The sequence below is a fragment of the Microcoleus sp. PH2017_35_SFW_U_B genome, assembly GCF_020737865.1.
GTDB lineage: Bacteria > Cyanobacteriota > Cyanobacteriia > Cyanobacteriales > Microcoleaceae > Microcoleus.
In genome coordinates this window covers 46,354-63,028 of the sequence record NZ_JAEQDE010000083.1, presented here as the reverse complement: position 1 = coordinate 63,028, position 16,675 = coordinate 46,354, and the positions used below count along the sequence as shown (strand labels likewise).

Below are 16,675 nucleotides of genomic sequence, written 5' to 3'. Positions count from 1 at the left end.
CCGCGCACTCTTCTATTTTTACCTAATTCAGTAAGTTAAGGATGATTGACACATTATTATGTATTTGCTTGTGGTCTTGCTGTCGCCCACAATTGGGGCTGTTAAAAGCTGAGCCCCAAGGCGCCCTCTATTTTACAGGACGGGGGCGCGATCGCAGGCAGGCGATCGACAATTGCTGCACAGGCCAGTCGATTTTAGATTTTCCATTTTTCGATTTGAGATTAAAACTGCCACCTACTGAGGGCGATCGAAGCTTTTAGGCGATCGGTAGTTGCGTTTTTGTTCGTGCATTGGTATAATTTACTTTTTCTCAATTTCTCAGATATAATTTACAGCAAGACTTGACAAATGAAATCAGAAAAACCCGAAAATGCCGATCGGCTCAAGTCTATTCTCAGTATCACAATCTTTATCATCCTCGTCCTAGCAGTCGGCTTTTTAAGCGTTAATTTTATTTCAGCTCTCTATGCTAAATTTGCTTAAAATTAGGACTTACGCATGGGGTTCAGAAACCGGGTTTTTTGCGATAATATTTCGTGAGTTCCACAGAATCGGTAAAAAACCCGGTTTCTTTAGTCGAAGTGCACAATATCAAGGTCGGACACGGGAGTGTCGTGTCCTGACCGTGGGTAGTTTATTATAATTTCAACTGTAAAGATTGTGCTCTGGATCTAGCCAGACAATATAAAAAACATTTTCACTAAAAAATCCATGTACCCTGCCGTATTCATTAGCAGAGATTTGAAACTGGTAGGGCATATTTACTAGCGCAGATTCATTGGGAATTCCGAAGCCATTAGGTTCGGTAGTATTTTGCCAAGCTATGCCATGACAACGCAAACTTTTACTCTGATTATTGATAACTTCTTGAGCATTCAATTGCGACAAATCCCGCAGCCGTCTCAATAGAGATGCTAGATACTTAGCATCTCTACCGCCAATTGAGAACTTATTTTTCTCATCCTGATAATACCTGAAAGAAAAACTAATTCCTTCTGGAATTTGGATATTGACAACCTCTCTCCTTGCCGAAGATGGTTGACTGCGAATCTCTGTATCTTGTCTTTTTTTATGCTTCTTCGATGACACGGCTTTTGTAAAATTTTTTCATTGATTCCTTGGTAATAATAGCATGAGAAGGTTCATCTTTTGGCAACTCACCTCTAGCATTAATCCAAGGATCTTCGCGTCGCACCATCAATTCTAACTCATAGGCATCCCGAAAGAGGTAATCATCGGATAACTCGTCTAAAAACTCTTGTACTTCTTTGGGAAACTCTGGTTTTTCGACTTCTTTCAGAATTGGCTTAAAGTCAAATTGTTCTTTGTATTCATAAAATAAAGCCGGGATAGTCGGCCCGTGTACCCAAGCTTCAAAATCTTCATCAAACAGCGGTGTATCTTCAAAGGCTAAATACCATGCTTGGGCGTAGTACAAGAGTTTTTGTAGCTTGTGGTTGCTGAGGTAGGAGCCTACATCATTCGCGAACCAGATGTAGTAATCAGCGAGTTGGGAGGCTGTTGTGACTGTAGTTATTGTTGTCATATAACTCGACTCAATATGTTTTGTATTTTATGATAGCACAGTCACCCTCTTTTATGATTTGGCGGTTGAAACCGCTACTACACAAACAAAGTCTGCCTCCGCAGACTAAGAAATAAAAGGCTTATTGATATTAGTACAACATCTCGGTTACAATCCTTTGATATACTGCTTCAGTACAGGTGACAGAGTGTAAAGACTTTCCTGTTTTTCGATCAAGCAACGCCGCGATAGAGATTGCAAGGCGTTGAGCAAATCTGATGATGATATTTGTCCATTTTGGAGCAATTTTGCTAGGTTGACTGGCTGGTTTTCTTTCGCCAACAATGACAGGACTTGTTTTTCTAGTTCGGAAGTGCGATCGAACTGCTCATCTAAAACATCTTTCAAATCTTCCGGCAACAATATGGTATCATCTATTAATAACTCTGCCGCGCCGATTCCCAACTCTTGAATCAAAGTCGCCACGCTTTTTAACCATAACGGATTGCCTTGGTAGCGGTGAATGAGTGCTTCGCAATTATCGATTTCTGTTAATCCTTTATCTCTGAGGATTTCCCGTGCGGCTGCGGTGTCTAAACCAGTCAGTTGTAAGGTACGAATGGGAGTATTTTCGCTGGTGAGTTGAGGAACTTCTTTGGGTGGTTCCCAACCGATTAGCAGAAAGCAACTTTGATGGAATAATTTTTGTATTTGTTTGAATAAAGATCGATATTCTTCGTATTTTGGTTTATATTTTCCTGCTAATTCGCCACTACATAAAAGGTTGTGAACGTCATCTAAGACTATTAAACAGCGATGGTTTTGTAAATATTTAATTAGTGGTAAGCGTTTCTGGTTTGTTGGGGATGAATCTAGGTTTTCTGACTGGGAAAAAAGCTGTGTTAGGTTAGATTGAAATTTATCGATGGTGGGAAATTCGTCTAGGGTGTACCAAACTGCGTACTCAAACTCGTCTTTGATTTGTTGTACGAGTTGTACTGCTAGGGATGTTTTGCCGATACCGCTGATGCCGGTGAGGGTGATGAGGCGGCAGTTTTGTTGTAGAATCCAGGTTGTGAGGGTTTGGAGTTCGGAAGTGCGATCGAAGAAATTACCCAACTCCGGCATTTCGCTTAAATCTTGATGTAGAGTTTTAGTTTGTTTTGGGTTAGATTTTTCGTCATTATGTGAGTTTGATATATCTGGCGGGTGTCTAGGTTCTCCACACAGGTTAAAGATACCAATTCCTACAACAACATCTTTTGCAAAGTTTGAAACATTAGAGACTTGAAACCTGTGAATTGCCGATCGAAAATTCTTTTTATTGACATCTTCTCCCAACTCTTCTGAAAGTAATTGCCATAATTGCGAACCAACTTGCCTAACATAAGTCTCGTTACAGTGAATATCCTCGGCAATTTTGGTATATTTCTCACCTTGCATGGTTCCTCGCAGAATTGCCTCTTGTAAGTTATCGAGGTGCTGACCCGTCTTGGCAAACACCATCTCGTCCACCATTTTTAACACTTCCTTAAGATTCATGCAGTATTGTGGATGTCGTGATTTTCCGTATTATACCTAACCTTTTCTAACATTGTCTAACATTTTCTAACATTTGTCACATAGGGTCAGTTGGAGTAGCTGACAAAATTACTAACAAAATCGAACATTTTTGAGTTGGCAAAACTTTGATTTCCCAAGAAAATGAGAGCAGACTAATAAGTAATTTTTAGACCGGGGAGAGGGTATGGATGCAATTTTAAAGTTTTTGGGAGTTATGGTGCTTGGCGCAATAGTTTTGACTCTCTTGGCAACCCTTGGGCCTTTAGGGGCAATTATTGCATTCTTTATCGTAGGTGCAGCCGTTGTGGGAATGGGAAAGGGCAAAGATGACAAAAAATGACAAGCGCTACCCCTTACGGTAAGAAAATTTTCCTAGAAAGTTACTCTAACCTCAATATAAGTATATTGTAAGGAGGAAAGACTTGACTGATTTCACAAGCCTTTCGGACACTAAGGATTCATTAATCGAGGCTTTAGAGAATCTTCCTGAAGAGACAATACTTCTGGATGATGAGACGGATTCTACCTTCACAAAAGTTAATCTTGCCGAAATTGTTCAGCAAGACATCCAGCGACTTGAAAGTTTTTGGGAGTTTCTTCACGATTATCGCAATACAAAAGTTATTGCATTAGTTGGAATGGTTAATGCAGGCAAATCTGCTCTTGGTAATCACCTTCTAAATCGTGGAGAATCAGGCGTTTTCCAAGAAGCATCTATTCGTGAAACCTCTGAAGCACAAGAAGCCAAAATTGATGAAGAAACAGTGATTATTGACTTGCCTGGTTTAGGTTCTGTTCTTTGCGAAGAGGATGACACAATCGTTAAAGGCATCATACGTCGAGCTAATCTTTTACTACTTGTATTTGATGTTAGCTATCCGATTCCGAGACATTTTTACGAGTTTCTCAAAAGCAACGAGGTACTCAAAAGCAAAGCATTACAACGGATTGTTATTGTCATCAACAAAATAGATTGTCTGTCTGATTTACCTGAAAGACTGAAACAGAAGCAAATTCAGAGCTATATCAACTTTCTGCGTGATGGTAATGAAAAGATGGAATTTGAAGGAATTGCTAGGCTGTTCGACTATGAGATTCCCATTGTATCATTTTCAGTAGCCGAAGCAAGAAGACATTCAGATAGAGATCGAGAGCGTCAATTAAGGCAAGTGATTTACGAATCTCTTGAAGTTAACTCTAACAGTGCTATCAATCGTGCTGAAGTTGAATTACTTGAAGTTGCCAGTAAATATTCAATTGTAATTGCTAGTTACATCGCATTACGAAAAAGTGAAGAAAAACTGGGTGAACAAATGACAGCTAAAATTCAAACAGTAATCGGACAAATAAATGAATCAATTAATAGAGAAATGGATACATTATCTAACCGCATTGGGAAAATTAGAGAATCTTGTCTTCAGGAGTTACGGAATTATAAAACTACAAGTGATGAGCGTTTCTGGCTAGGTGAGAATTTTAAATGGAAGAAGAATAAGTCTACTCAATGCCGAGATAGATATCAGAATGAAATAGTCTCTGAATTTCAGATATTTGTTAGTAACTTGCGAAGTAATATTTTAATTATTGCAAGAATTTTATTCGGAAGCTTTCAAATTAGCGAACCAAGTAGTGAGTCGATTACATCTAATTTGAGAAGCTCCGTCTACGAAATTTGGGATGCTTTCGATGATTATTGGTTTCTTGATAAAGATGAAGATAGCTACAATCAAAGTATTGAACAATCTAATCAATATTACAATAGGGCAGCCAATGAAATTGATAACTGGCTTGCTCAATTCCAAAAAAATATTTCCGAAAATATCTTTACAAATTTGACAAAAATTAACATCGTTGAAGAATATTATTTTTACAAAAATCATGCGGATTCCCTAGAATCTTTTTATGATGTTTTCACCTCTATTGATTGACTCAGCTCGATTTTTCTTACAAATGTATATATTCGAGTAACACAGGAGAAAAAAAATGACACAACAACCAGCTTACAAGACTTTCCGCGTTAGCATCAATGCAAATACTCTGCTTGATGATTTTGCTCCGATTTTAATCAACGATATTTCCCAAAAATTTCAACCTATCTTCCAGTTGAAAGAAAGTTATTGCGAACAACTGTTACAGCATTGCAACAAGCTTCAGACTTTCTCTGAGTTTACTGCCCTTACTACTAGACTTCGTGAGTACATTCGAGAAGTGAAAGATGATTTCAAAGATTGTGAAGAGAATGTCAACTATTTCACATTGGTATTCATGGGAGCCGTAAGTGCTGGTAAAACATCAATGATCTGCGATTTCCTTAATGTTAATCCCGATCAACTTAATCAATGGCTTCGCTCCAGCAGTAACTTTCAACCGACTGAAGATGCTGTCATTATTGCTGGTGAAGTTGCAACCACAAATGTATATGAATTCTTGGTTGAATCTAGCCACATTCGACTGGTTGACGTTCCAGGGACAGGGGGTGTTGTTCACGATAATACTACAATTGCTCCTTTTATTAACAAGGCTGATTGTCTAATTTTTCTATCTAATGCTCAATCCGATCTCACCGCTAATGATTATGACTTTGTTATGCGGCATATAGTTGGACTCAAAGATGCGAGTGAGCTAACACGTGAAAATGCTTCTAACAAAAAAGCCCTGATTGTTGTCAACAAGTGGAATACAGTAACTCAGAATATCCCAGAAATTGATAAGCAGCAAAAGGAATGGGAGAAAAAAAAGAAGTGGATTCTTTGGGGAGGTAAAACTTTCGGTGGATTAAGTAACCTATTCAAGCGAACGCTAACAATTGTTCCGGCTACTACAACCCAAAGGATTTTGGATGAAGAAACAGGAACCTATGGACGTTACGGAAAAATTGAGCTTACCGAAGTGAGGGATGCTCTGAAAAGTATCCTTTTGGAAGAGGGCATTCAAATCAAATTGGATCGTCCTAAAATAATTCTCAAACGCTCTCTAACTAATACAGCAGAGGTTCTAAAAAATGAGCGAACAAAGCGAGCGGTTGATGAATTGGTGGCTGATTTAGAGAAATTAGGAATCAAAGTTTCTGTCAATTCTAACTCCATAATGACACTTTTAGGCTCTCGATTAGAAAGCCTAAAAAATCGTCTAAAACGCGACTTGTATTCTCAAATCAAAGATGGACTTGACGGATGGAAACCTAGTGTATCTGTGAAGGATCGAATTAAGGGTTTGTGGCCGAAAGAGTGGTGGGGATCTGAAAAGTTCGGTGCTAAAGCTGTTCAGGAAGAATTGAGAGATCGTTGGAAAACAGAGGTCGAAGATTTATTGCGTGAAAGTATTAAGCCTAAAGATATTAAGCGCACAATCAATGATGAAGCTGATTCGATCAGCAAGCTGCTAGAAGCAACCTTTAAATCACAATTGGCTGAACTTCAGCAGCAAGCGGTAAGGGAAAGGCTGTCAAAGGGGGTATCTCTTGAATCGTTTGATAGCAGTAGTCTCAATTTGACGGGTTCTGGTCAAGCGCTTGATAATGCACTTAATAGAGCAGTGTCTGAGGTTCAATACAGTATTGTGGACGATATTATTGGCATCTTTACTTTTGATGCAATTATAGCTTCCTTACTAGGTGTTATTCTTAATCCTTTAGGAAGTGCTGTCTTCTTTGCTATTCGACGCTGGATGAGTGGTCAAGCAGAAGAAAAAAAGGCTAAACAAGAGATTGAGGAACAAATTTTGCGTATAGCTGATGAGGCATCTGCTGATTTGCAAGAACAAGTTGCTGACAAACTTCGGGATTCTGTTCAAAAGTCGGTCGATAGTATTGCTCAAGTAATTCGACGTGAAGGTGAAAGTTTAAGTAAGCTGCTTCAAGCCCTTGATGGTGCGATAACAACTGTAACTGAAATTCGTGAGCGTTTAGAAGATATCTAAACTTGATGAAGATGGTGACAAAGTGCGATCGCCCTTCACGCATCAAGATCGATCGCCCTTTCTTGTTTCTGATGACCGATCGCCTAAAATGAAAGAGCGATCGCCCTTTACACCAAATACCAAACACTGCGATCGTTGTACGGAATGCGTGAAGCGTAGCTATCCCGTAGGGAATCGCCCCTCGCACCAAATACCTTCTGACTGCAATTACAGTATAATGAGTAAGCATGATAAGCGTAAAAATTTCAGAAAAATCATGACTATCGATCTACAGATTTTTCAAACTGTCGTCAAGATGCCAGAATCTCTCAAACAAGAGATATTGCATTATGCAAAATATTTACTTGAGAAACACGCAAAAACTGAATCATCTCCAGAACAACATGAACAACCTCATGGTTATGGTAGTTGGGCAGGTCAGATCGTTATGTCTGATGATTTCGATGAACCGCTGGAAGATTTAAAGGAATATATGTAACATGGAATCCCTTTTAGATACTCATGCCTTTCTGTGGTACTTGCTTGGTGATTCCAATCTAGGTAGTAAAGCAAAAGAAGCGATCGATACTAAAACAGGTTTTGTATTTTAGTATTGCCAGCCTGTGGGAAATTTCAATTAAAATTAATGTGGGCAAGCTTCAACTGAATCGAGCGTTTGAAGACCTTCCGAAAGAATTGGAATACATTAACGTTCAAATTCTACCAATTACATTTGAAGACACGGAGATTTATACAAGTCTTCCTCTGCATCACCGAGATCCGTTCGATCGCATTCTGGTAGCACAGACGATGAATCATCCGCTGGTTTTGATTAGTTGCGATGAGGCTTTTGATGCTTATCCAATTCAGCGGGTGTGGTGATGAAAAAAGCAAAAAGTTTATACTTGCGATCGCCCCATCAAGCATCAAGAGCGATCGCCCTTTCTTGTTTCTGATGACCGATCGCCTAAAATGAAAGGGCGATCGCCCTTCACACCAAATACCAAACACTGCGATGATTGTACGGAGTGCGATCGCCATCACGCATCAAGAGCGATCGCCCTTTGTTGTTTCTGACGAGCGATCGCCTAAAACGAAAGAGCGATCGCCCTTCACACCAAATACCAAACAGTACGATGATTCTACCAAGATCGATCGCCCTTTGTTATTTCCGATGACCGATCGCCTAAAATGAAAGAGCGATCGCCCGTAAGTCAAGAACCCCAGCACACCCTATGACCATCAAAGAACAACTCTTGGAAGCAATCGAAGCTTTGCCCAGCACAAGGCTTGTCGAAGCCCTCAGCTTCATGAAATCTCTCTCCACCAAACCTTCTATCACATCTGCTAAATCCTTCCTCGCTCACCTCAAGACAATCGGCACTTGGTCAGGCGACGACTTCCATGAATGTCTAGAAGCCGTCCAAAATTCACGCGGTGAAGCACAATTTGACTACAGCCCCAATCCCTTTGAATAATGTTTCTCCTAGATACCAACCATTGTAGCTATGCCTTACTAGGCAACACTCAAATACTCGATCGCCTTGCAAGCCTTGGGGATGAGTCGATCGCCACCTGCACCATTGTCAAGGGTGAACTGATTGACATGGCGGCGCGATCGCAACAACGACAGGCTAATCTTGCCCTAGTTCAACGCTTTCTGCTTGGGCTATACATCTACCCCATCGACGAAACAACCGCCGAAATTTACGGCAACCTCAAAGCGGCAGTTTTCGATCGCTACGCCCCAAAAGACAAAGCCCAGCGCCGTAGAACCAACATGACTCAATTGGGCATCGGCGAAAATGACCTGTGGATTGCCGCCGTTGTACTCCAGCATCAACTCACCTTAGTGACAGCAGATCGAGATTTCCAGCGTATTAAATCAGTTCAGCCATTTGAGTTGGAATCCTGGATTTTAATATCGCCAGAGTAAGGATGAAGGATCTCGCCCGATCGCGCATCAAGAGCGATCGCCCTTTGTTGTTTCTGACGAGCGATCGCCTAAAATGAAAGAGCGATCGCATTTATCTAATTCCCAGCCAATAAACCCGACATATTCAGCACTTTTTCTGACCAAATCCTTCCCTCTTCTCCAACCCTCATTCGTTGTTCCGCATCCTCCCAAATCCCTGCCCAAGAATACTGCCAGCAAGCTAACTGAATCTGCAACTCAACTAACTCAGCAGCTATTTCTATCTCTGCATCTTGAGCAGTCCATTCAATAAACAGCTTACTTTCTTGCAGCAGACTTTCAATTATTGCGCCATTAGCTACATTTTGACATCGAGATTTAATTCGTGCCAAATTCGATGCTAAATTTCCCAAACGAATGGGTAATTCGTCTCGCAAATAGCGTTCCTTTAAAGCATTCCAATCTCTCATAATCCTCCTAATAACTGTTGAACGATCTGAGCAACTTGTTCTCGAATCATCGGATCTTGAATTTCCATCGAACGATTGTTTTGACGGGGACGGATATTGATTAGAGATTCATATCCTACCTCTTCTGTCAGCGGATACCAATCTGCTCCCCAAATATCTACCTGTTTGCTTCCATTTTCAAGCAACACAGCTTCGCAATCAGCGTGAAGTTCTCCACCACCTGCCAAAATTCCCCGTTCGATATCCACTGCTAGTTTAATATAACTGTTAAGGATTTCTAACATTTCTTCAAGTTGCTCTTGAGTCGCACGCTCTTGAATCAGATTAATCATCTCTGTCTATGTTTTAGATTCAGTTATAACATTATACCAAACAGTGTGATATTGTACGAGTTGCGATCGCCCTTCATACCAAATACCAAACACTGCGATCGTTGTACGGAGCGCGATGCTTGAGTTAAAAAAGAGCGATCGACACTTGTTATAATCAAAGTATCAATCCTCCTGAGATGCCGCGATGACTATCAAAGAACTCCTCATCCAAGAAATCGATAGCACCCCTGACGAACTGCTTGCGGATCTTCTCAGTTTGGTGCGATCGCTCAAATCGCCTCCACACCCCCAACTCAATACCTACGAACAACTGCTAGAGCGCATCGACTACCTCGAAGCCATCATCGGCATCCGCAAAGGACTTGAAAGCTTCGATCGAGGTGAAGGAATCCCAGTCGATCGAGCTATGACAGCCCTACAGCAGCAGTTCAACATTCCTCCCCGTCTATGAGTTATCAAGTTCTAATTCAGCCACCTGCCTTTCAAGAAATTGAAACTGCCTACCGTTGGATGTGCGATTATCTGAGTGCTGATGCGGCAAATCAGTGGTACTACGATATCCAAGACGCGATCGCATCCCTACAAGAGTTTCCTTACCGTTGCTCAGTCGCACCCGAAGCTGCCATCATTGGTCGGGAAATTCGACAACTGTGGGTTGGTAAAGGAAGAAACTATCGGATTCTGTTTGTGGTGGAGGGCGATACCGTCGCGATATTACACATTCGTCACCGTCGTCAAGCCCCTCTAGGTACTGAACCACCAGACGATCGCCCTTCACACCAAATACCAAACACTGCGATCATTGTACGGAGTGCGATCACCCTTTCTGGTTTCTGACGACCGATCGCCTAAAATGAAAGAGCGATCGCCCTTTATACCAAATACCAAACACTGCGATGATTGTACGAGTTGCGATACTAATGCAAAAACTTGCGAACTTGATATTCGCGACTTTCGACGATCGGCATTTGCAAATCCCCCATTTTAGCATCCAACTCATCGATTGTGCTTTGCGGCACCGAGTTCCACTGTTCCCTAGTTTCCCAGCGAATCAACATCAGCACCTCATTTTCCACCGCATCCACCCAAACTTCTTTGCCCAAATAACCGGGAAAACTTTTGAGTCCGGCCGTCCAAACTTCTTCATCTCGCAGAATAAACTGTTCCCATTTTTCGCGAGGTACTTTAAATCTCAGCCATTCAATTACCATATTATTTTAGATTTTAGATTGTAGATTGTAGATTTTGTAGGGTGCCTCAGGCAAAAAATGATTGGTATCTCGTATAAGATTCATTCCTGACGCACCTACAAAACTTAGTGAAAAAACATTAGTCCTTAGTCGCCACATTCTGATAGGAAAAGCACCCTCAAATAATTCCAGGTTTGGATCGAATCGATTAATCGTTACCGATCGCAATTTTAACGATTAACTCAGTTCCCTCTCCCGGACGAGAAATACACAGCAAGTCACCACCATGCTTTTCTACTACCAAATGCTGGGATATTGCCAATCCCAAACCTGTGCTCGTGGCCTGACATTTAGTGGTAAATAAAGGGTCAAAGATACGGCAGAGAACTTCTTCAGTCATTCCAGGGCCGTTGTCGCTAATGGCGATCGCCACTTCGCTCTCCCCTATCACTTCTGTCCGAATCCGAATTTCGGGATTGAATATTTCAGTTCCCGAGCTACCGGCAGACAACAAAGACTGATTTTGGATTGTACCATACTTTTCCGGATTTCTTCCCTCTGCTTCCAAAGCGTCGATCGCATTTGTCAACAAGTGCATGAACACTTGATTTAACTGTCCCGGATAGCAGCGGACTCGCGGCAAATTCCCGTATTCCTTAACTAGAGAAATACCCGGCCGTCCCCCTTTAGCTTGGAGGCGATTTTGCAAGATCAGCACAGTGCTGTCCAAACCTTCATGGATATCCGCAGGCTTCATTTCAGGTTCGTCAGTACGCGAGAACAAGCGGAGCGATCGCACAACATCCCGAATTCTCTCCGAACCGACTTTCATTGAATTTAGCAGTTTTGGTATGTCTTTTTTGATGAAGTCTAAGTCTAATTCTTCCATCAAATCTTGAATTTCCGGAGCTGGATCGGGATAATTTTTTTGGTAAAGGTCGATCGAACGCAGCAGTTCTTGAATGTAGCCAGTGGCGTGGCTGACGTTGCCAGAAATGAAACTAACTGGATTGTTGATTTCATGCGCTATTCCTGCTACCAACTGCCCTAGAGATGACATCTTTTCTGTTTGAATCAGTTGAGTTTGAGTTTGCTGCAAAACTAACAGCGTCCGCTCTAATTTTGCCGCTTGCTGGCGCAGGCGTTCTTCCGATTCTTGCAAAGCCAACAAAGACTGTTTGCTTTCTGTAATGTCCAATCCCACAAATACTGCTGCCGTATTTTTTTGATATTTTTGAGCCACAATTAAATAAGTTTTATTTTCTCCTCTGATGCTCGCTGTTACTTCTTGAGAGGTCTTATGGTTCGAGCCGACAAAAAAATCGTATACTAAGTCGTTAAATTTGGGACTTGTATCTAAAAAACCTACTTTTTTACCTGTAAATAGTTCCGCAGGCATTTGGTAAGCGGAAGCTAAATGTCGGTTTACTCCCAAGTAGCGCAAATCGGAACTTACCCAAGAAACTAATCCGGGCACCGCATCCAAGACGGCTTGAAGTTGCTCTTTTGCCTCTAAAAGCGCAGATTTTGCTGCGAGGCGAGCCCAAATGTCGCGGGCGATCGTGCAGCAGTATTCGCAGCCGTCGTATTCTAAATAATTGACTTGAACTTCGACGGGAAAACTGGTGCCGTTTTTAGTTCTATAACTGGTTTCAAAAGTAAGGTTGTTTTGCTGCTTGAGTTCAACCCAGCGATCTGGCCAATCCGATGCTGACAATTGCGAATCGATGTCGCTCAATCTCAGGTTTAGCAGTTCCGATTCCGAGTAACCTCCTCGATCGCAAGCCGCTTTATTCGCATAGCAAATTTGACCGTCGGAGGTGGTAAAAAAAACTGTATCAGCAGCATTGTCGAGGGCATTTTGAGTTAGTTGTAGTTTTGTTTCTAACTGCTGGCTTTTGCCACCGGGCCTCCATATATTGTAGAAATTTCTTTCTGTTATCTTTTCGGCAAACAGGATCAAACCGCCGATCGCACCCTCGTTATTTTTCCACGGCAAAAATACCCATTTTTCCGAAGCGCTGACCCCAACTTCGATTTTTCCTGCTACAGATACGGGCGATTGCCCTACGACAAACTCGCTATATTCCAAAACTCCCGCCAAACAAGCGCGAGCATTTTGGTGCCAATATTCCGGGAGATTTGGGAACAGTTCCCAATGAGACCGACCAAGGGCCTCACCGCAACCAAACCCGCAATCTGTTTCCCAGCGACGAGAAACTGACAGATAGCGCATTTCACAATCTACCATTGCCACGGCGTCGGCGGATCGCTCCACAAACCGCCGAAATCCCTCTTTATTTTCGGACATGGCTGCATCAGGGGGTTGGTGGGCGATCGGGATTTTCCCCCCGGCATACCTTCCCAGTCGAATTTCTTGCTTAACTGGCTTAGTTTGCACGATTTGGGATTTCCTCCATAGCTGTCAAGTTTGAAAAATCTATTTCAGACCTAAAACACTCTTCCCCTGATTGGCTGTTTTGGGTGATACCCTTGGAGGGTCTCACCCATCAGTAATATCATTTTTTAGGGGATGTGTCCATAGGTACTTAATAAATTGTTCCCGAAACTTTGACATTCAGGAAATTTCCTCATAATTATTCAACATTTGAGGTGGCGCAGCAGTACGCGCGGCAAGGCTATCCCCCTTCGTGAATAGCCCAAAGTGTGTGAGACTTTACGTGCCTCGTCAAACAAATTTGTGCGTAAATTCACTGGTAAAATCCACTCTTCCTTTCCGCAGCATCGCAGGATCTAATCTTTCAATCGTGTTGCAAGTGAGTAACACTACGAGTTTCTGCTGAAATTGAATCCCGTGCTCGTCCATCACGCTTTGATACAGAGTTCCATCCAGCAAACTCAAAATATGTTCAGTTTTGTTACTGCGTTGGGCCGCTGCGGTCGATCGATCTTGAGCCAAATTATCAGCCTCGTTGATAATAATGCAAATCCGCTCCAAATAACTCGGCGGCACAAAATTTTCCACAGCATCATGATCTAAGATAAAGATCACATAACCCAGCGGCACTAAAATCTCCTTTGCTACCGCTTGAGTCCAAGCAGTTTTGCCAGTCCCCGGTTCGCCACTAACCAACACAGCCAACTGATTTTGGTCGAGAATTGCCTGCTGAACAGTATCAGTAAAACTTTGAACTTCCGCAGAAAAAGTCCGAATAGGGAAGTAACTGTGAACCTGTCCGACACGGCTTTTGTACCCGCTGAGAATCACCGCTAAATTATAAGTAGCCTTGCTAACTAACGGCGCAATATCTTTGCAGATCAGAGTGTAGCACCGCCGACCCCTGTCGTAGCTGTCAATTTGCAGCCAGCAGCCTGCTTGTCCCCAATAAGCATAAACAGTACCCAAAACTTCCAAGCGTTCCCAGCTAACAAATCGCTCCCGCGGATAAGAAAAATGCCGTTCCATAAAAAACTGGGTAATCACATCCGGTTTCCCCAGCAAATCCAGAACTTTGAAAACAGCAATCTCTTGGAGTTTGTTGAGAACGTAGTCGATGGGAATGCTAGCGCGGCTGACCAATTGAACAACAGGCGTTTCGGTGACTAAAACATCTTTGTAACGGTAATCCGGGTAAACTGGCTGCGGAGTAATGTAATCCCAAAACTCGTCTATTTCGTAGCGAGTATTTTCCGAAAATACATTTAAGATATTCGCCCACCAAGTATACTGGTGTCGTCCCATGGCATCGGCGATATCGCTGGCTGCATCTAAAGTTTTTTGAGCGAGTTCTACAGGGTCGCTAGATGCTAAGTGCAGCAGGTGTTCCCAATCAAATTGACGGTAGAGAGGTCGCCAGCCCGATCCTAGCAGCCCTCGATTTTGAGGGTTGTTTTGATTAAAATTGTTGTCGCGATCGCCCATATCTTCCGCACTCATCTTGTAAAACTCCTAGTTACTCTTATTTTAAAATATTTGCCGCACACTTGCTAGAACCAAACAGGATTTTCTCAATATACTTTTAGATAATTGGGCGGCACCATATCTACCAACCAAACTTTGTTATCCGAACAGTAAAATGTATGGCCGTCGCATTGCATTGCTGCGGTATCTACAATCAAGACTGCCGGGATGCCGTGTCTGGCACCTACTTTACGGGCTGTTTGAATGTCCGCCGACAAATGAACGTGATGCCGCGACATTTTCCGAATTCCTTCACTGAGAATAGACTCGACGGCAGTCTTACCTGTTCCGTGATATAAAATATCTGGGGGAACAGCAGGTTCTAACTGCAAGTCAACCTCTACACTGTGTCCTTGGTTGGCCCGAATTAGAGTGCCTGTCGAGTCGAAGGAAAAGCGCTGTTTGTCGTTTTGGGCGACTACTTCCTTGAGTTCGTAAGGCTGAACAGAAAAGTTATTTTTTTGGCAAGCATCGAGGAGTTCGCTAACAGCAATCCAGCCCCCCGGCGCGAGTTGAATGCCGATGCGCGAGGGCGCGTGGCGCAGGTGTTTGCTGAGATATCGGCTAATTTTTATTAATCGGGAATCGTTCATCCTTTTACTTAATTTATTGAGTTATTTTGTGGGTATATCGGGTTTATTTAATCTGTTTTTACTGGGAGAGGGATTGAGTGAAATTATGCGGTCAACTCAAGTATGATTTTTTTTGTATCTCTCGTTTATAGCTGAATCTCACTCCCCCTAAATCCCCCTTAGGTCGCAGCGTGGTTTTATTGTTGGGAAAGAGATAGGTACGTTGTTGGGCTTTAGCCCTCTTTCGACATATATATAAAGAGGGCTAAAGCCCAACAACGTACCTTTATTAAGGGGTATTTTTTTTAGAAAAACTTTGCCTTCTACATGGGGACAATTCCGCCAAAAATAGCAAAATTGAGATAGCGCCAGTGACAAGCTGCGTCTGCAAAACCAGCTTCTGCAAGCCACTTTGTTTGTTCTTCGACAGAGGAAGGAATATCTTCTTTTAGATAGCTGTTAAAACACGCTGCATCGTCTTCTCCATTAGCTTTTATGTACTGCCGCCACAAATGTTCGTATTGCTCGGTTAGCTTTGGGGTAGCACCTGTGACAATATCTCGGATTAGCAAGATTCCCCCGGCATTCATTGAGTGAAAAAGTTTGTGAAATAGCTGTTTTTTTTGTTCGCCGTCGAGGTGGTGGATTGCCAACCCTGAAACTACTAAATCGTAGCCGCTGCCGAAATCATCTTCGGCGAAGTTTCCCTGCTGCAATGTCAGGCGTTCTTGGAAAGCGGACAAGTTAGTTTGACAAACTTTTAGCATATTTTCCGCCATGTCGAAGGCTGTGACTTTTGCTTGAGGAAATGCTTGCAAAATCATTGCAGACAGTATGCCAGTTCCCGCGCCTAAATCTAGAACTTTTATGTTGGCATGGGTTTCAAAATCAATTAATTGCAATATTATTTCGTGTTGCTCGCGATACTGCGGAATGAGGCGGGGAATTAAACCGTCATAATCAAATGCTCTTTGTTCAAATTGCTCGCGTACTAAGTCTAAATTCATAGATAAATTCACAGAAACTTTTCCTCAAACTTTTAATGGTTGAGTGCGTTAATGCAGTTGGGCTGCTCTTTGGTTAAATGTCGTATTACATTTTATAATACAAAATATTTACAGACCTGTCAAGAGGTAGGAGAAAATAATTTAACTGAAGTTACTGACGATCGCAAAACACAGACTTTGTTAGCCATTTCCCAGCCAATTATTTGGGAACTGTCAAGCCCTGCACATATATCTGGGATGTGGAGGTGAGGCAGAATGCGGGAGACTCGAAAGCCTGGGGCA

The 16,675-nt window shown here is 42.3% G+C and carries 22 protein-coding genes; 12 read left to right on the top strand and 10 right to left on the bottom strand.

The window, feature by feature from the left end:
- Positions 1-41: 41 nt before the first annotated feature.
- A complete protein-coding gene (locus JGK36_RS22995; protein ID WP_293191170.1) occupies positions 42-260 on the top strand; it encodes a hypothetical protein in 219 nt (72 codons plus the stop codon).
- Positions 261-348: 88 nt separating this feature from the next.
- The gene (locus JGK36_RS22990) at positions 349-483 is read left to right on the top strand and encodes a hypothetical protein (protein WP_293191168.1); all 135 of its coding nucleotides are present in this window, start codon (positions 349-351) and stop codon (positions 481-483) included.
- A 162-nt stretch (positions 484-645) separates the two neighbouring features.
- On the opposite strand, the gene JGK36_RS22985 is transcribed toward JGK36_RS22990, so the two are convergent.
- The 3 genes from JGK36_RS22985 to JGK36_RS22975 all read right to left on the bottom strand — a co-directional run bounded on the left by JGK36_RS22985 (position 646) and on the right by JGK36_RS22975 (position 3,067).
- Complete coding sequence (locus tag JGK36_RS22985) at positions 646-1,089, bottom strand: hypothetical protein (RefSeq protein ID WP_293191166.1); 444 nt, start codon at positions 1,087-1,089, stop codon at positions 646-648.
- On the bottom strand, positions 1,070-1,546 hold the full coding sequence (locus tag JGK36_RS22980) for a Panacea domain-containing protein (protein ID WP_293176157.1): 477 nt from the start codon (positions 1,544-1,546) through the stop codon (positions 1,070-1,072). The genes JGK36_RS22985 and JGK36_RS22980 overlap by 20 nt, the downstream gene beginning before the upstream one ends.
- 147 nt (positions 1,547-1,693) lie before the next feature.
- A complete protein-coding gene (locus JGK36_RS22975) occupies positions 1,694-3,067 on the bottom strand; it encodes an NB-ARC domain-containing protein (protein WP_293197090.1) in 1,374 nt (457 codons plus the stop codon).
- 205 nt (positions 3,068-3,272) lie between these two features.
- Here JGK36_RS22975 and JGK36_RS22970 point away from each other — a divergent pair, with 205 nt between their 5' ends.
- The 8 genes from JGK36_RS22970 to JGK36_RS22935 all read left to right on the top strand — a co-directional run bounded on the left by JGK36_RS22970 (position 3,273) and on the right by JGK36_RS22935 (position 8,921).
- Positions 3,273-3,428 carry a hypothetical protein gene (locus JGK36_RS22970; protein WP_293197089.1) on the top strand — a complete coding sequence of 52 codons (156 nt, stop codon included), beginning with the start codon at positions 3,273-3,275 and terminating at the stop codon, positions 3,426-3,428.
- A gap of 82 nt (positions 3,429-3,510) precedes the next feature.
- Entirely contained in the window at positions 3,511-5,016 is a 1,506-nt protein-coding gene (locus JGK36_RS22965) for a GTPase domain-containing protein (protein WP_293197088.1), read from the top strand.
- Between the two features lie 55 nt (positions 5,017-5,071).
- Positions 5,072-7,006: a hypothetical protein gene (locus tag JGK36_RS22960; protein ID WP_293197087.1), complete on the top strand. Its 1,935-nt coding sequence runs from the start codon at positions 5,072-5,074 to the stop codon at positions 7,004-7,006.
- A gap of 217 nt (positions 7,007-7,223) precedes the next feature.
- Positions 7,224-7,484, top strand: coding sequence for a DUF2281 domain-containing protein (locus JGK36_RS22955; protein ID WP_293197086.1), 261 nt, complete (start codon positions 7,224-7,226; stop codon positions 7,482-7,484).
- 101 nt (positions 7,485-7,585) lie between these two features.
- A complete protein-coding gene (locus JGK36_RS22950) occupies positions 7,586-7,867 on the top strand; it encodes a type II toxin-antitoxin system VapC family toxin (protein ID WP_293197085.1) in 282 nt (93 codons plus the stop codon).
- A 133-nt stretch (positions 7,868-8,000) separates the two neighbouring features.
- A complete protein-coding gene (locus JGK36_RS22945) occupies positions 8,001-8,180 on the top strand; it encodes a hypothetical protein (protein ID WP_293197084.1) in 180 nt (59 codons plus the stop codon).
- Between the two features lie 40 nt (positions 8,181-8,220).
- On the top strand, positions 8,221-8,463 hold the full coding sequence (locus tag JGK36_RS22940; RefSeq protein WP_293197083.1) for a hypothetical protein: 243 nt from the start codon (positions 8,221-8,223) through the stop codon (positions 8,461-8,463).
- Positions 8,463-8,921 (top strand): type II toxin-antitoxin system VapC family toxin, encoded by a 459-nt coding sequence (locus JGK36_RS22935; protein WP_293197082.1) that lies wholly within the window; start codon positions 8,463-8,465, stop codon positions 8,919-8,921. The genes JGK36_RS22940 and JGK36_RS22935 overlap by 1 nt, the downstream gene beginning before the upstream one ends.
- 95 nt (positions 8,922-9,016) lie before the next feature.
- On the opposite strand, the gene JGK36_RS22930 is transcribed toward JGK36_RS22935, so the two are convergent.
- On the bottom strand, positions 9,017-9,370 hold the full coding sequence (locus JGK36_RS22930; protein ID WP_293197081.1) for a hypothetical protein: 354 nt from the start codon (positions 9,368-9,370) through the stop codon (positions 9,017-9,019).
- Positions 9,367-9,702, bottom strand: a complete 336-nt coding sequence (locus JGK36_RS22925; protein ID WP_293197080.1) for a DUF5674 family protein — start codon at positions 9,700-9,702, stop codon at positions 9,367-9,369. The genes JGK36_RS22930 and JGK36_RS22925 overlap by 4 nt, the downstream gene beginning before the upstream one ends.
- 184 nt (positions 9,703-9,886) lie before the next feature.
- On the opposite strand from JGK36_RS22925, the gene JGK36_RS22920 reads away from it, so the two are divergent.
- On the top strand, positions 9,887-10,153 hold the full coding sequence (locus JGK36_RS22920; protein WP_293197079.1) for a hypothetical protein: 267 nt from the start codon (positions 9,887-9,889) through the stop codon (positions 10,151-10,153).
- Complete coding sequence (locus JGK36_RS22915; RefSeq protein WP_293201120.1) at positions 10,150-10,539, top strand: type II toxin-antitoxin system RelE/ParE family toxin; 390 nt, start codon at positions 10,150-10,152, stop codon at positions 10,537-10,539. Before JGK36_RS22920 ends, JGK36_RS22915 begins: the two co-directional genes overlap by 4 nt.
- An 80-nt stretch (positions 10,540-10,619) precedes the next feature.
- On the opposite strand, the gene JGK36_RS22910 is transcribed toward JGK36_RS22915, so the two are convergent.
- From JGK36_RS22910 to JGK36_RS22890, 5 genes are all read right to left on the bottom strand, one after another.
- Positions 10,620-10,913: a TIGR03792 family protein gene (locus tag JGK36_RS22910; RefSeq protein WP_293149554.1), complete on the bottom strand. Its 294-nt coding sequence runs from the start codon at positions 10,911-10,913 to the stop codon at positions 10,620-10,622.
- A 187-nt stretch (positions 10,914-11,100) separates the two neighbouring features.
- Positions 11,101-13,293: a PAS domain S-box protein gene (locus JGK36_RS22905; RefSeq protein ID WP_293197077.1), complete on the bottom strand. Its 2,193-nt coding sequence runs from the start codon at positions 13,291-13,293 to the stop codon at positions 11,101-11,103.
- 288 nt (positions 13,294-13,581) lie between these two features.
- A complete protein-coding gene (locus JGK36_RS22900) occupies positions 13,582-14,790 on the bottom strand; it encodes an AAA family ATPase (RefSeq protein ID WP_293191152.1) in 1,209 nt (402 codons plus the stop codon).
- Between the two features lie 71 nt (positions 14,791-14,861).
- Positions 14,862-15,407: an RNA 2'-phosphotransferase gene (locus JGK36_RS22895; protein ID WP_293176177.1), complete on the bottom strand. Its 546-nt coding sequence runs from the start codon at positions 15,405-15,407 to the stop codon at positions 14,862-14,864.
- A gap of 302 nt (positions 15,408-15,709) precedes the next feature.
- Complete coding sequence (locus tag JGK36_RS22890) at positions 15,710-16,393, bottom strand: class I SAM-dependent methyltransferase (protein WP_293201118.1); 684 nt, start codon at positions 16,391-16,393, stop codon at positions 15,710-15,712.
- Positions 16,394-16,675 lie beyond the last annotated feature (282 nt).